8 protein-coding genes and 1 riboswitch are annotated in these 15,095 nt (G+C 39.5%); of the genes, 4 read left to right on the top strand and 4 right to left on the bottom strand.

The features are described 5' to 3' along the window. Nucleotides 1–837: 837 nt before the first annotated feature. The 3 genes from HXT51_RS03135 (at nt 838) to HXT51_RS03125 (ending at nt 3,555) form a co-directional block, all read left to right on the top strand. Nucleotides 838–2,277 carry a hypothetical protein gene (locus tag HXT51_RS03135; protein ID WP_421776766.1) on the top strand — a complete coding sequence of 480 codons (1,440 nt, stop codon included), beginning with the start codon at nt 838–840 and terminating at the stop codon, nt 2,275–2,277. A gap of 334 nt (nt 2,278–2,611) precedes the next feature. Beyond that, complete coding sequence (locus tag HXT51_RS03130; protein WP_421776765.1) at nt 2,612–3,130, top strand: ImmA/IrrE family metallo-endopeptidase; 519 nt, start codon at nt 2,612–2,614, stop codon at nt 3,128–3,130. Next, nucleotides 3,127–3,555, top strand: a complete 429-nt coding sequence (locus HXT51_RS03125; protein ID WP_421776764.1) for a hypothetical protein — start codon at nt 3,127–3,129, stop codon at nt 3,553–3,555. Before HXT51_RS03130 ends, HXT51_RS03125 begins: the two co-directional genes overlap by 4 nt. A 496-nt stretch (nt 3,556–4,051) precedes the next feature. Here HXT51_RS03125 and HXT51_RS03120 read toward each other — a convergent pair whose 3' ends face one another. From HXT51_RS03120 to HXT51_RS03105, 4 genes are all read right to left on the bottom strand, one after another. Beyond that, the gene (locus HXT51_RS03120) at nt 4,052–4,606 is read right to left on the bottom strand and encodes a cysteine hydrolase family protein (protein WP_004118531.1); all 555 of its coding nucleotides are present in this window, start codon (nt 4,604–4,606) and stop codon (nt 4,052–4,054) included. Nucleotides 4,607–5,069: 463 nt separating this feature from the next. Beyond that, on the bottom strand, nt 5,070–6,764 hold the full coding sequence (locus HXT51_RS03115; protein ID WP_421776808.1) for a bifunctional hydroxymethylpyrimidine kinase/phosphomethylpyrimidine kinase: 1,695 nt from the start codon (nt 6,762–6,764) through the stop codon (nt 5,070–5,072). A gap of 26 nt (nt 6,765–6,790) precedes the next feature. After that, on the bottom strand, nt 6,791–8,308 hold the full coding sequence (gene thiM / locus HXT51_RS03110; RefSeq protein ID WP_421776763.1) for a hydroxyethylthiazole kinase: 1,518 nt from the start codon (nt 8,306–8,308) through the stop codon (nt 6,791–6,793). Beyond that, a riboswitch (TPP riboswitch) is annotated at nt 8,297–8,388 on the bottom strand. Its footprint overlaps the gene before it by 12 nt. 125 nt (nt 8,389–8,513) lie before the next feature. Beyond that, nucleotides 8,514–9,299 (bottom strand): hypothetical protein, encoded by a 786-nt coding sequence (locus HXT51_RS03105; protein WP_421776762.1) that lies wholly within the window; start codon nt 9,297–9,299, stop codon nt 8,514–8,516. A 471-nt stretch (nt 9,300–9,770) separates the two neighbouring features. On the opposite strand from HXT51_RS03105, the gene HXT51_RS03100 reads away from it, so the two are divergent. Then, complete coding sequence (locus tag HXT51_RS03100; protein ID WP_421776761.1) at nt 9,771–15,077, top strand: UvrD-helicase domain-containing protein; 5,307 nt, start codon at nt 9,771–9,773, stop codon at nt 15,075–15,077. Nucleotides 15,078–15,095: the final 18 nt, after the last annotated feature.

Genomic DNA, 15,095 nt, shown 5'->3' with positions numbered 1-15,095 from the left:
CCGGCTCCTGCGATATCTAGGGTTATGTGCCAGATCGGGGGTTGTAGGCCCAAAGTGTGAGCTATAGGCGTCAAAGTGTGTAAAGCTCAGCTGCGATTCGACCGAGCTTAAAGCGCACAATGCCATTAGTTAGGCAGAGATTTAAGATTTTCGCTCTGAATATGAATTTACTGACTTCTTCGCGCTTGCTTTTGTGGACTTACAGCGCGTGTTGGTAAACGAAATCGGGGAAGGGTTCTTGATTTTGTGGACTTACGTACCAGATAAGTAAACGAAATCGGGGAAGGGGTATTACTTTTGTGGAACTACGCAAATGGGCTATCGTATGTTGCATAAAACGGCGATATTGCAAGGGGGTTGCGCGAAGACATGCCTGAGCGCTGCGATATAGCGCGCTAAGGCAACTCGGAGCGCCGAGTTTGCTCAGGGTTGAAAGCACAGTGCGCTTTCAACGCAAGCGAGGTCTGCCTTCGTTTCTATTAACGAAGGCAGGACAGGGTTGGGGTGAGGGAGAATAAGAGAAACCTTAAAGAAAGCTGGGAAATTCATTAAAAAATTCTATGTACGGCGTGTTTTTAATAATTTCTTGTTTATTTAAAGAGATTCAATAAATTATAATGAAAATTAGCGTGCGTTCTATAAAATTTTGTAAAATATGCTAATTTAAAGCTGAAAGTAAGCTGGGAATTTCTGTTGAGTTTTCTTAAAGCATAGAGTATCTTATAACTCAGCAACCGGTTGAATCCCTAGTTCGACTGGTGCTAGCGGGAAACCGCAAACGGCAAATTGTTCTTCGCATACCCTAGTGCGGAGAAGAAGAAGAAAAGGAAAAATATCATGTTAAATAAGAAGGCTATCGCCGCTCTCGCTGCTGGCGCCACCCTCGTTTCTGGTTTGGCTTTCGCCGCTCCAGCTATGGCTAAGGATGAGACCAAGGCTCCTAAGACTGAAGAATGCAAGGTTGATCCTAAGAATGTAGCTAAGCTTGAGCGCGAACTCAATAAGGCTGAGGGTGCTGTTTATACAGCAGAAGATAAAGCTAACACTGCGAAAGAGAATTATGAAAAGCAGAACGAACAGCTTGTTAAGGCTCAGGGTGTCGTAAAAGCTTATAACGATGCTTTGAAGGCTTACAAGGAAGCTAAGTTTGGTGAGAAGAAAGATGACTTCTCGGCAAATGAGGTTACCAAGCGTGGTACTGCGCTTACTAATGCTATAAAGGCTGTTAATGACTATAACACTAATACGCCAGCTGATATGGTTGCTCTTAAGGTAGCTGTTGGTAATCTTCCAGCTACTGTTGCTGCTGTTAACGCTACTACTGCTGATCTTACTGCTCCTGAGGCTCCTAGTAAGACTGCTCTCCTTACCGCTAATGATGATTTGAATACTGCTAAGGAGAATTTGAAGAAGGCTCAGGATGCTCTTGCTAAGGCCGAGTGCAAGACCACCCCAGCTCCAAAGCCTGGCCCACAGCCTGGTCCAAAGCCAAGCACAACTCCATTAAATATCAGCACTGATGGTATTTCTCCTGCTGATCAGGCTCAGGCCATTGATCTTGTTCGCGTAGCTGATATGAACTTGCAGAATGCTACTAATAATAAGGCTCTTAAGGAGAAGGCTTATAAGGAAGCTGCTGCTGGTTTGAAGGCTGCTGAGGCTGAGTATGCTGCTCGTGGTGCTGCTTTGAAGGCTGCTGAGATGGCTTTGGCTGATTTCATGGCTTCTGGTGCTACTGATTCTGCTACCCAGACTGCTTTGCAGGATGCTAAGGATCGTGCTCAGGCTCATTTTGATCGCGCTCAGGCTGCTTTGCTTGCTGCTCAGGCTAAGTTTGCTGCTGCTTTGAAGGATGCTAATAAGGCTGTTGCTGCTTACAATCATGCTTTGACTGAGTACAAGCGTCTTTACAATGATGCTGTTCGTTTGGGCGTGAACCCAGCTTTGCTTCCTCCTGTAAAGACTGATGATCCTTTGGCTCCAAACTTCCCAGATATTACTTCTGCTAAGGTTCTTTATGCTGAGGCTTTGAGTGGTAAGTTCGGTAAGACTGCTCAGGCTGTTGCTAAGAAGGCTCAGAAGGGTGAAGCTAAGAAGGAAGCCGGTAAGAAGGGTGCTTCTGCTGCTGCTCCAGCTGGTGCAAAGCTTGATACCAAGGCTGCCGCTGCTGCTTCTGCTGCTCCTTTGAGCAAGACTGGTGTTACTGTGATGTTCACTGCTTTGGCTGCTTCCATGCTCGCTGGCATCGGTGCTGCTGTTCGCAAGTTCCGTCACTAAATTTAATTATTGCAAACATAAACATTTAATTTATTAATTTACGTTTTGCGTTTGCTTTAATTTAATTAACGTGTGGTATGAAACTATTCAGTTTTGTGCCACACGTTTTTATTAGTTTCGTAGCCGAAGTCCTTAACCAAGATCATCAGCCTCGCTCAACCCATTTAACTCCAAGTCGATTCACGCCTATCTAAGGCAGTAGTAATCGTCGAACAATCTAATTGATAAATAAAAAAGCTATAGATATATAGGCGAGGCGCGCGTATAACAAGCCAAATTGCAAATTTTCGCTTTGTTGATAGTAGAATATATATCTAATGGAAGGAGGTGTATCATGAGTGATATACGACAAGCGATTGATGCTGCAGTGCAATTGCGTTTGGAGACTATTGGGAAAGATGGCCCTACTGTTCCTCCGATTAATGTTGATGATATAGCAAAAAGGCTTGGAATTAAAGTCGAGCGAACTAAAGAGTTAGAAGATAACATTGATGGCTTTATTCTTAAGAAAAAGGATGATGCTATTCCGACTATTTATGTTAACAAAAATAAATCTGATGTTAGACAAAGATTTACTATTGCGCACGAGCTTGGACATTATTGGAAGAATCATGTTATCGATAAGAGTTCTGAATATGGATATGTTGATTTCAGGAATGAGTTGTCTTCTAAAGGAACGAATGATACAGAACGTTGGGCTAATTCTTTTGCTGCTGAACTTCTCATGCCTGAAAAGTTTTTATATCTGGTTTGGGCATCAAATTGGAGCATAGATAAGATTAAGAGTACTCTTAAAGTTTCTGATGCTGCGTTAGGTAATAGACTTTATAATTTAGGTTTGTTAAAGTTATGAGTGAGAAAGATGATTTAGATTCTAAGGTTCGTGAAGCTCAGCAGCTTGAATCTACTTCTGGCAATGTTACTTCGGAGACTGAGGAATTTGCTACGAATAAATCTTCAAAAAAAGATGGAGATCATTTATCTCTTCAATCTGTAGCACTTCATATGCAAGCTGTAAAAGTTCAGAAAAAGGAAGGTGAGAATAAGCTACGCAGTATATTATGTATTTGTACTATTGTTATTATTGTGTTACAGCTTGTCGCATGTGATGTATTTGTAATTGTCTATGTTTATTTCCATCAGTCCATATCAGATATTCTTATCAGCACGTGGATTGGTTCCAATTTTGTTGAGATTATTGGTATTCTTTGGGTTATTGCTAGGAGCTTGTTCCCATTCCACGATAGAAAGCGGGATAAGAGCGCTGAAAAACATTAGTATGTAAAAGGCGTTTAGAATTGCGGTTTTTGCATTTTTAGCGCCTTTTATGATAATTATATTGATGCTGAAAGAAATCGTTATGAACGTGCCAAAAGAATAAATAAAACCATACAATAAATAAAAAAACTAGAATCAACTTTTTACATCGATTCTAGGAGTCTCCTTCTACACATGGCAGATGAGTTATCTATATTATCCCAGATGACACGCCATGTGTCAAAACGTATCAGATTGGTTTATTGCGCGCGGTTTGATTAATGCCTCTTGCTGCTTAATCTTTGTTTCTACTCTAAACTTTAGGCTATAAATCTAAACTTTGGGCTATGGTGCTAACTTTTAACTATAGTGCTAAACTTTAGATAAATAAAAACGCTGGCGGCTCAAAGCAACCAGCGTTGATTATTCTTAGTAACTATTTAAGTAACCATTTAATAACTATTTAAGTAACTGTTTAAATAGTTAGCCTATAATCCAAATATTTTAGCTAAAATTCTCAGCCTTCTACAATATCCGCGTTAAGGCAGGTCTTAAAGTGACGCAAAGCCCATTCGTGACCTGCAGGATCAAAGCTTGCAACGGCATCTTTGTGAACCACAATCTTAAAACCAAGATTATACGCATCAACCGCAGTGTGAAGCACGCAAATATCCGTGCAAACTCCCACCAAATGCAGCTCCTCAATATGGCGTTCGCGCAGCTTAATCAGCAAATCCGTGCCATTAAACGAAGAGTAGCGAGTTTTATGAATGTAATACACGTTGCTTTTATCTTTATTCGCCTCATAAAAATCACCAAGCGTGCCATATAACTTCTGGCCGTGAGTTCCGGCGATATTATGAGGTGGAAAAAGCTTAGTTTCAGGATGATACGGATCGTTCAAATGATGCGTATCAATCGCAAAAACCACGAACTCGCCAGCATCGAGAAATTCCTGTGAAATCTCAGTAATACGCTTCTCGAGCTTTTGCGCAGGCTCGCCTACAGTTAGAGAACCGTCGCTTGCCACGAAATCATTCGTATAATCAATGTTAATAAGGGCTTTATTCATACCTACTCCTTGTATGAAATTTGCAGAATAATCGCTAGCACAATTATCGCTAATAGCATTACTTCTGGCAGTATTACTGCAAATAGCACAATCGTTTTAGTTACAATATTCCGCATTCTTAATTGCTTGATTTTATTTCAATTGATAGCCCAATTATCAACTCAATTGTTGGCCCAATTGCAATCGGCGCAATACCTTAATACTCAAAGAATACTCAAAGCTCACTTGCTTCTGCGCCGATTACAATTATTTAATCACTACCTTGCGGCAAATGTTGTGGTTTAGTGATTTCTCGTCAGCTCGCTTGCTACACGCTACCTAAGTAAACAAAACCAAGAATACTTCCCCGACTTTGTTTACTTAGAGCACTGATAAGTAAACAAAACCAAGAATACTTCCCCGACTTTGTTTACTTAGAGCACTGATAAGTAAACAAAACCAAGAAGATGGGTGTAAGCAAAATCTACCTCAACGCGCGATGAGCCTGATTGAAGAAGTTATACTCGTAAATGCATGAAGTCATATACGCTTGAGCGGCAAGAACGCGAGCCTTCGGGCCAGCTTCCTCAAAAGCGCGCTCAACGCATTCGACTGCCATCCTCACGCCTGATTCAAAATCATGAGAAGAATACATTGCAATCCAATCATGATAAGGATTTTCAGGAGTATTGTTCTTAACTAATGCCTGTCCTACTTCTTCATACAGCCAATAGCATGGTAATACTGATGCAGCGCCGATCACGTAGTCGTCAATCATAGTAGAAGCAAGTAAGTGATTTACGTAAGCTAATGTCACTGGCGAGCAAGCCGAATCCATGCTTATATGTCTACTTCCAAGCCAATTTCTATGCAATTGCGATTCTGCTTCTATGCACACTGCTGAGCCAGAAACCCAATGAACTCTAGCTTCGTTATCTGGCGTTTTAGCTCCAACAGCAGCTAACGCGCGAGAATAACGCTTCAAGTATTCAGAATCTTGATTTATGTAGAAAGCGAATAAGTCAGGATCAAGCGTTCCATCGCCCAAAGCCTTAATGAATGGCATGTTCATAATGTTGTTATCAACATCTGCAGTAGCATCCCATAAGGCTTGAGTCCAAGGACCGCAAGGCTCTACAGTTGGCTTTCTTGGCTTGCTGTGGGCTTTTACGATTACGCTTTGCGGAGTCAATCCGTCTAAATCGTGCGCTTTCATATGTTCCCAAGGCGTTGCTGAAGAGTCTAATTCCAAACGATAATTGCGAGCTGCATGATTTACTGGACCGTGTCCTTTTCCAACATGCAAATCTTTACCGCGCGAAATAGCCTCATTCAGCCATCTTGATGACCATGCTAAAGCGTTAGCTACAGTATTGTAATCTTGTAGATTCTTTCCTTCGCGTAACGCTAATCCTATGCGTGTTGCGAGCGAAGACGATAGCGAGCAGCCGGTTCCATGCGTTGTTGTTGTGTCAACTCTAGGGCAAGGAACGTGTGTTTTGTGTCCGTCTGGGAATACAACAGTATTTCCGGCATCTTTGTCTGTTAAATGACCGCCTTTAACAATAACAATCGTATTGTTTTTTGCAGCCCATTCGCTTGCTTGTGCATAAGCTTCTTCGAAATTAGATGCAGGCTGTTTATCGCATAATACTGCGAGTTCAGGCACGTTTGGCGTAATAACATCCGCACAAGCTGCAAATTCGCGCATTGCGTTTTCTGCAGATTTTTCAAGCAATCTATCTCCTGAAGTTGCTACCATAACAGGATCTAGCACAATAACAGGAACTGGATGATTTTTAAGCCAGTTTTGAACTAGTCTTATATATGATTCGTCTCCAAGCATGCCGATTTTCACAGCGTCAATAGTTACGTCGTCAAATACTGCTTCGAGTTGCGCTTGCAAAAACTCAGTTGGTGGAGTGTAAACTTCGCGCACGCCGCAAGTGTTTTGAGCAACTAAATTCGTTGTTATGCACATTGCATATCCGTGAGATGCCATGATTGATTTCAAATCAGCTTGAATTCCAGCTCCGCCTGTTGGATCAGTGCCTGCAATGCTTAGCACTCGCGGAATAATCGGCTCTTCTAAAGAAGGTAGGGAAGATGGCCTTAGATTCGCTTCGTACACTTGATTAACCGATTGAGTTTGGGCTGATTGACTTGACTGAGTGTCTATCTGGACAGATTCATTATTCATTAATTTTATTCTTTCGTGATAGTATCGCGTAATTTATGTGCTTCTTCGCAAGGGTTTTCTGCGAGCATAAGAGCAGATACCACGCATAAGCCATTTACGGAAGTATTTTTAATAGGGAACACAGTGCTTTCGTTAACGCCGCCGATTCCGAGCGCGCTAATGCCGAATTCTTTAGCTTGTTTGGCAATCTTTTCTAGACCTTCAATGCCTAAAGCAGGAGCAGCGTCTGGTTTAGTGGCAGTAGGCCAAATTGGACCTATTCCAATAACATCAGGCAATGCTACATTTTCTTTAGCGCATTCTTCATAAACGTAATTTAACTGGTCTAAGTTTTCTATAGAAAGTCCAACCATCCATTCTGCAGGAATAGATTTACGCGCTTCAATATAAGGAGTATCTGTTTGTCCAACATGTAAGTTGAATCCTAAGTTTTTAGCGCATTCTAAACGATCATTAACGAAAATAGGTACGTCTCCGCAACCGTTAGCAAGCATTTTTTCACGTAAACTTTGAGCTTTATTATTAAAAGTTTCGCTATCTGCATACTTATCGCGCAATTGGACTACGCTCGCACCGCCTTTAACGCAATCAACTGCAATATCTTCTTCAGCTCTATCGCTCATCTTTGGGTCTGTTATGAAATATAAAGACCAGTCAACGGGGTCGAGTTCGAATTCAATATTTGTTAGTTGTATCATTTCGTCTGCGCTTAAATCCATAAGCGCATCCATCCATAATGTTCTAAATGATCCTGGTGAAGTTGAACGTTGTGCTGCCCAGGTTCCTGCTGCGGCAGCATGTACGTGTGCGGCAACTGTTGCAGCAAAAGGCTTATTTCGATTTGCTCCAACGTATGCTGCTACTAATGCACCAAGAGAGCAGCCAGTGCCGACTACTTTTGTCATTATCTCGTTTCCGCCTGAAACGCGAGCTGAGCATCCGTGGCCATAAATAGCGTCTTTTTCGCCAGAAATAGCTACTACGGATCCATAAAGTTTAACTAGCTTCTTAGCTGCTGCAACTGCCGAATCAACCGAGTCTCCAGCGTCTACGCCTTTGCCTCCGCTTTCTTCTCCAGCTAAACCTAAGATTTCTGAAGCGTTTGCACGGATTACAGCAGGTTGATTTTTAACAATTTCTCGCGCGTATTCGGTGCGAGGTGGTAATCCGCCAACTGCAACAGGGTCAAGAACCCACGGTGTATGCGCTTTTACAGCTCCGCGTATTGCAGCATCCATAGATTCTTTGTCTACTGGTCTGTATGTTCCAAGATTTATTAATACTCCAGAAGCGATTTGAGCAAATACTTCAGCTTCGTTGGCGTCTATAACCATTGCTGGAGATGCTCCTGCTGCAAGAAGAACATTTGCTGTTATTTCTTGAACAACATTATTTGTTACACAGTGTGTTAGAGGATTCTTTGCTCGCAAAGTTTCAATACATTCGCGCACGTCTTGAACGAATTGCTTGCGACGAGCATTGTTTGAGAATTCACTATTTTGATGGCACGACATAGTAGTCATGATTTTCCCTTCGCTAGTACTAACTAGATCAGGTTCAACGGGTATAATCTCAGCGCTTTTGCGCACCCCGAACCCATATTTGACTATATATGCGCGTTATGACGTTATTCGGATTTTATTTATTACGCTATATATAACGCTATTTTGTTCGTCACTTTTCCAGCTATACTAGCCACATATAGCGTCACTTTTCTCGCTATACGCGTTACGCCATTTTGCGCGCGCGAATATCTTTAAGCGTTAGGAATAATTGTCCTACTCCAATAAAGATAAGCGTGAAAATAACGAGTAAGTACGCGACTCCCACGCCAAGAGTTGTTGCGTTAAAAGTATCTGGTGCAAATCCAAACCATCCTGCTTTAGCTCCATAATTTAAGAAATTATAAGGAGCTTTCATGGCATGTTCTCCCCATCTTACGTTTGCGAATTCGCTTAATAATACTGAAAATGCCACGTATGCCAATGGTGGAACTGTTGCGAAAAGTATGTGTGAACGCTTTGATTTAAACAAGTAATCGTAAAGAACGAAGTCAGCTATAGCTAAAAGCGGCGTTATGAAATGAACGCAAAGGCTGCTTGCTCCGTTATTCATGTATGCTCCGATGAATCCTAGTTTGTTCGTTGGAGCGAGGAAGCATAAGTAGAGTGTGAATGTGACGGCAATAGAAATTGTCATCATGAATTTGAAAATATACCAAGCGTTAGTTTTTGTATCAATCCAATTAGAATTTTCTTTGTTTCGATTGATTACGTTTAGCGTATCCCAAATTAGTGAGCCTGCAAGAGCTACGCAAATCATAAGATTAGAAAGATTTGTGAAGTATGAAAGTGATAGCCAGCCTTCCCATGAGGCTGCCATTCCGTAAATTGAAGCGACAATAGCGATTATGCGTATGACTGTGCGAACAGTGTAGTCGTGGGTTGTAAGAGTTTGCGTGTTTTGCTGCGTGTTTGAAGTATTTTCCTCAACGTTTTGTAAATTTTCAGACATATTCTTTCCATATCTCTTATTTTCGCATTAGTTCGAGCATGATTTGTATTTGTTAAGTGAGTTTAAATCACCAACAATAATGATTTAACTATAAAAAAATATTTTTACACAGTATATGATTCTTCAAAAAAGGATTGTGTTTTTTTGTATGAAGTATGCAATTAAGCTTTATTAAGCTAAATATTTTGAGTTTTGAATTGTGATGTTAAGGGTGCTGAAGAGTGATTAAGAGAGAGTACTTTAGAGTAGGAAGGGTAGTTAAGGGTAGTTAAGGGTAGTTTAGGGTTGTTTGCTTGGTGATTCATTAGTTTTTGGCTATTTTTGGCGCTTTAGAGTAGTTAAGAGTAATGAAGAGTAATGAAGAGTAATGAAGAGTAGTTAAGGGTACTTAAGAGTAGCGAAGGGTACTTAAGGGTACTTAAGTGTAGTGAATCGTATAATAATCAATAGTCTTAAACAAAGGAGTGGTATATGAATTACTTGCAAGCATTATTTGATGGTACTTTGCGCTCGCATAGCTTTTCAGATTCATCTACTCCGGATAATTCTTCAGTGCAGACTTACGAAAAACCGACTAATACGCTTCTTGTTTTTGGTGCTCCAAATACGGGTAAAACGCGATTTGCTATTAAAGCTGCTCTTGATGGCATGTCATATTATAAAGATTTTTCTCAAAATCGTGCTTATGGCCCTGTAACTGTTGTTGTGCAAAATCGTAATTCTGCAGCTCGCTATTCAAATGAAATAATTAATAAATTGGGTGCGTCTTTGCAATCAAGGCCTGTTGGAACTTTGTCTGCTTTAGCTTTTCGCATTATTTCTGCTTTATCTAATTTGAAGCATACGCAAAAGCCGCGTTTACTTAATGGAGCGGAGCAGGATTCTCTATTGCGCAGTGTGATTCATACGCATATGTTGGAAGTTGTTAGGGGAGATAATGGAAGTTGCGAAACTTGCAAACTTTTTGCGCAATATTTTAATAACTATCAGTGGAATTGCGTTGTTGTAAATTCAGACAGTCTTTCTAAAGATGCTAGAGATGCTAGAGATGAAGATTCTAGAGATTCTAAAGATTTTTCTAAGAATTTTAATAAAGATTCTAATAATGCTTCAAATACTCGTTTAGATAATGAAAATAATCAGGATCAGTCTTTAATTAACTCTGCTTTTGTGCATGAATTACGAGATATGATTGCTCGTTTGGATGAGTTATCAATAGTTTCTAGTGATGATGAATCTCGTGTTTTAGAAGATTTAACTAAAGATTATGCGAGTTTATATAGCGCGGATTATATCGAAAGATTGCGCACTCAGTGGAGTTTAGCTTTTCGTTTGCGCAAGGAATATCAAGATAGACTTCGCAAGGATTATAATAATTCGGCTCGTTATGATTCTTCTGGTTTGATGATTGCTGCGTCTAAAGCTGTTAAAGAATTGGCAGATTTGCAAGATGGTTTAGCGAATATTCCAGTTATGCTTGTTGTTGACGATTTTCAGGATGTTACTTTAGGCGGCTTAGATTTTCTGAATTCTCTATCTGAAGTTGGTGTTCGCATAGTTTTAACTGCTAATCCAGATGAATCAGTGCAATCATTTAGAGGAGCTTATCCGGATTATGTGATTGAAGCTGCACGTCATGGTTTTATGCGCGCTGCTGCTGTTTCTATTGAAGATGTTTGCGATTGTGATTCGTCTTCTGACGCTTATGATTCTGCTGATTGTGACTCGTCTTCTGACGATTGCGATTCTTCAGATTATCCGAATTCAGATTTAGATAATACAGATTTAGATAATTCAACTTTTGTTTCTAATCAAATTCGCAATAATCCAATATCTCTTCAAGAATTATCGCGAAATATTGATAATTCTATAGCTTCTCTTATATCGACTGATATGCCTTTATCTAAGCGTTTGTGGAAGTATACAGCGCACGAAAGTTATGCGAACGAAAATCATGTGCACAAAGGTGAAGTCGCCGCTAATGCTTATGGAGCTGTGTACCGTTCTGCTAGAGAAGAATTAGATACTATTATTTGGCAAATAAAGCGCGCTCATTTGGATTCTAATTGTAAGTGGAGTGATATTGCGATTATTGCTCACGATAATGCAACGGTTAGAGCTTTTGGTGAAAAATTATCTAGAGATGGCGTGCCTGTTAGGTATTCGTCTGTTAAGAAAACTCTTCGCGATGAGCCTTTTGTACAAGGCCTTTTTGCAATGATTGAATTAGCGCAATTAAGCCTTCGAGGTTTAGACGATATTTCGCATGATATCTCTGTTGGCACTCTGACTATGCGCGAAGTAGCTTCTTATGTGCGTTCTCGTTTTGTATCTATTATGAATAGTCCTCTTGTGCAAAGCGATAATCGCGATTTGTATTCGAATTCAGATAGTTTGGGGAATTCTAATAGTTCAGATAGTTCGAATAGTTCAGGTAGTTCGAATTCAAAGTATTCGAATTCAGATTCTGATAGCGTAGAAATTTCTGAGTCTAATTATATTCGTGAAACACCTATGAATATTAATAGTGTTGAGATTTTAATGCGTTCTATTTCTTCTCTTCAAGCAGTTGTAAACGTGAATCATGGGGATAATAGTGAGTATGATTCCTCTCCTTTGCGAGTAATAGTTGATCAATGGCAAAAGCTTTGCGATAAAATGCATTCTTTCGCTAAGACGCAAGAAAAAAGCGATATAAATACTTCGAATTTTGAAAATTACACGATTGATAACAGTCTTATTGAAGAAAATCCTATTGGGAATAATCTAAAAGATGATTCTAAATATTCTAATTGTAATTTAGATGCGTGCTATTGGTTACTTTTATGTGAGCTTTGCGAAAGCTTAAACACGTCTAAGGATAGGAATGCGAAGCTTGAAGCGAATGACAAAACAGAGCTTGAAGCAGATAACAAAACAAATAACAAATATTGCATAAATAAGCGCGCTTATCGTGAAATTACTTCGCTTTCGTTATTGAGTTTATTGCACGATATGTGTCCTTCTAGCAAGAATGTTATTGCGCTTGTTCGCGCTTGCCGCATGATAAATAAGTTGGCTGAAAGCATTAAGAATAATTCTGAAATGTCAGAGCCTAAGTATGTGCTTGGTGAAGCTTGGAATATCTGTAATGTAGCAGAAAAATGGCAGATTATGTCTTTGCATCACAATGATTCTGGCAGAATTGCTAATGAGCGATTAGATATTGCTATGAGATTATTTGCGTATGTAAAAACTTTTAATATGTCTGAACAAAAAAAGTCTTCTGCTGTTTCGTATAGACCTATGACGGGCGATTTTACAGGTGCTATCAATCTTTTTATTGAACAAGTGCGAGGAATGGAAATTGAGGCTGATTCTCTTGCTAGAGTGGCGCCTTTGCCGGATGCTGTAACACTTGCTACTCCTGCAGGAGCTGCTGGGAATCGCTGGCCTTTAGTGTGGATTCCAGCAGTGCAGCAGAGGATTTGGCCAAATGTTGATTTGCGTAACACAATGTTTGGATCTGAATCTTTAGTAGATATGACTCTTAATAAGCGTATTGTTGGCATGCTTAATCAGCCTTTATCTATGAAAAATAGTTTGGGCATGTCTGTGAACGATAAAATAGCTGTTTATACTAATGAACAACGTAGTTTCTTTGTGGCTTGTACTCGAGCGATTAAACAGTTATATATCAGTGCTGTTAGAAGTGATGATTTAGTTCCGTCTGATTTTCTGTTTAGATATATGCCTGCTCAATTTTTAAGAGAAGAGGATGGTTCTGCTATTTATACGCCTATAGATCATGAGCTGGCTGCTATCGATACAGATGCGAGAGCTTTGGTATGCTTTGCGCGCGCGAAATTAATGAATGCGATTAAAAATAATGATAAGGGGAAAATCGCGGATGCTGTTTGTGCTCTGAAGTTATTAAGTGAGCACGATATTCATGCTGCAGATTTTGAAACTTGGGATTTCGTAGATAAAAGTGCGGATTCTGCTAAAAGTAAAGATTCTGCTAAAAGTAAAGATTCTACCAAAAGCAAGGATTCTGCCGAAAGTAAAGCTAATATTATTCGTCTTTCGCCTTCTAAAGTTGATGCTTTATGGAATTGCCCTGTGTGTGCGCTATTAGAAAACGAATTTAGCGGTCCGCAGAAATCAAATACGAGTACGAATTTTGGTACTTTAATACACAACACTGCTTGCTGGGCGTGTAAAGATAAAAGCCTTGATACGAGTTATTTAGAAGAAAATTATCCTCAGATTATTGTTAGAAATGGCGAAATTAGTGAGGAAGATTATCTGAAAGCTGTTAAACATATAGCTGATTCTATGCGCGAGCATTATATTGAACTTGCTAGTAATTCTTCAGTAGATGAAAATGTGCGTAATCGTTATATGGCTTTAGTTAATCAAAGAAAAGTTGATAGCGCTATTTACGATATTGCGAATTATTTTGTGGAATCTGCTAAAGGCGCTTATGCTTTAAGAAATATTATGAAAGATGACTTAGGAAGAGTTATTGGATACGATAATTCTAAAGGTGTGTATAAGCCTAAAAGTCATTCTGTTTCTCCTTATTTTGGCGTTTTAAAGCGTTCTTATAGTGAATGTCAATTGCGTGCTACTTTTGGGTTCGAAGATATAGCTCGTATTTACTACAAGACTTTAGGAGTTGATTTTAATCCTAAAAAGAAAATTGATTCGGATGGAAAATCGTTCTCATATGTGGCTTCTGAAGAGTCTAAAAAAATCGCTAATCTTCGTTCTATTATGGGATATCTTGTAGGTGGATGGCCTGTAGAAAACAATGAGAATATGCTTATTCGTATTTCAGGCCGAATGGATCGTATGGAAGTTAGAAGCGATGCGGATAGTATCGCTAATGCTTCTGATTCTGGGACTGCAAATGATTCTAAGCTTGAAAATTCTAAGAAACGTACTTCATTTGAAGATATTAAATCTCAAATATCTAGGGAAACAATACGATTAATAGATTATAAAACTGGGATTGTTCCTTCTGAAAAAGAAGTTTTTTCTGATTTGCAATTAGTTTGCTACCAGCTTGCTTTGCGTTTCTTTAGTAGGAATTGCGAGTTTGCAAAAGCTGTTTTGCAAGAATATTTCGATGAAAATGATGTGCAAAAGTTCTTGTGCTTCAATAATTGTCCTAGCTATGTTGAAAAGAATTCTGTTGATTCAAATGATTCAAACGATTCAGCTGATTCAAGTAATTCAGACAATTCAGATGCTGAAGGTATTGATAAATCACTTGAATCAAGCATGTTAAATGTGTTGCGTTTGGCGCACAATCGCAGGATTTCTGAAAGTATGCTATTCCATGTAGTAAATAAAAATTATCCTGCAGAAAGCCGCAATATGGCTGAAAATATGTCTCAGCCAGCGTTGTTTATGGGCGATAAATTAAATACAGAAGAAATAAATAAACGTACTGGTTTTAATGATGTGAATCGTCTTTATGGCTTGCCGGTACTTGATGAAAATTCAAGGCCAAGTGACGTAGACGAATCTTATTGGAGTGATTTTATTAATCTTCCTCCTCAAGCTCAGTGGTCGCTTATGATGATTTCGCGCGTATTTTTTGCTGCTAGTGCAATGCTTGCTGAAAAATTTGAGCATGAGCCTACGAATGAGCATGTTCTTCGTTGTAGATGTGGCACTACTTGCCCTGCATGTGCTGGTAAAAGCGACGCTGTATATGAGGTTAGGACTGCTGCTAAAGAAGCGCAGAAATTAAATATTGTACGTAATTCTTCAAATAGTGATAAGTGATATTAAGTAGGCGGAAAT

Source organism: Gardnerella sp. KA00255 (genome assembly GCF_049244095.1).
GTDB lineage: Bacteria > Actinomycetota > Actinomycetes > Actinomycetales > Bifidobacteriaceae > Bifidobacterium > Bifidobacterium vaginale_F.
The sequence above is the reverse complement of the archived record's forward strand: the minus strand, read 5'-3'. Positions and strand labels throughout refer to the sequence as shown.

Excerpts from the sequence above, each read along its gene's own strand:
- thiM (WP_421776763.1), bottom strand. The coding sequence starts at position 8,308 with ATGACTACTATGTCGTGCCATCAAAATAGTGAATTCTCAAACAATGCT.
- HXT51_RS03105 (WP_421776762.1), bottom strand. The coding sequence starts at position 9,299 with ATGTCTGAAAATTTACAAAACGTTGAGGAAAATACTTCAAACACGCAG.
- HXT51_RS03130 (WP_421776765.1), top strand. The coding sequence starts at position 2,612 with ATGAGTGATATACGACAAGCGATTGATGCTGCAGTGCAATTGCGTTTG.
- HXT51_RS03125 (WP_421776764.1), top strand. The coding sequence starts at position 3,127 with ATGAGTGAGAAAGATGATTTAGATTCTAAGGTTCGTGAAGCTCAGCAG.
- HXT51_RS03100 (WP_421776761.1), top strand. The coding sequence starts at position 9,771 with ATGAATTACTTGCAAGCATTATTTGATGGTACTTTGCGCTCGCATAGC.
- HXT51_RS03120 (WP_004118531.1), bottom strand. The coding sequence starts at position 4,606 with ATGAATAAAGCCCTTATTAACATTGATTATACGAATGATTTCGTGGCA.
- HXT51_RS03135 (WP_421776766.1), top strand. The coding sequence starts at position 838 with ATGTTAAATAAGAAGGCTATCGCCGCTCTCGCTGCTGGCGCCACCCTC.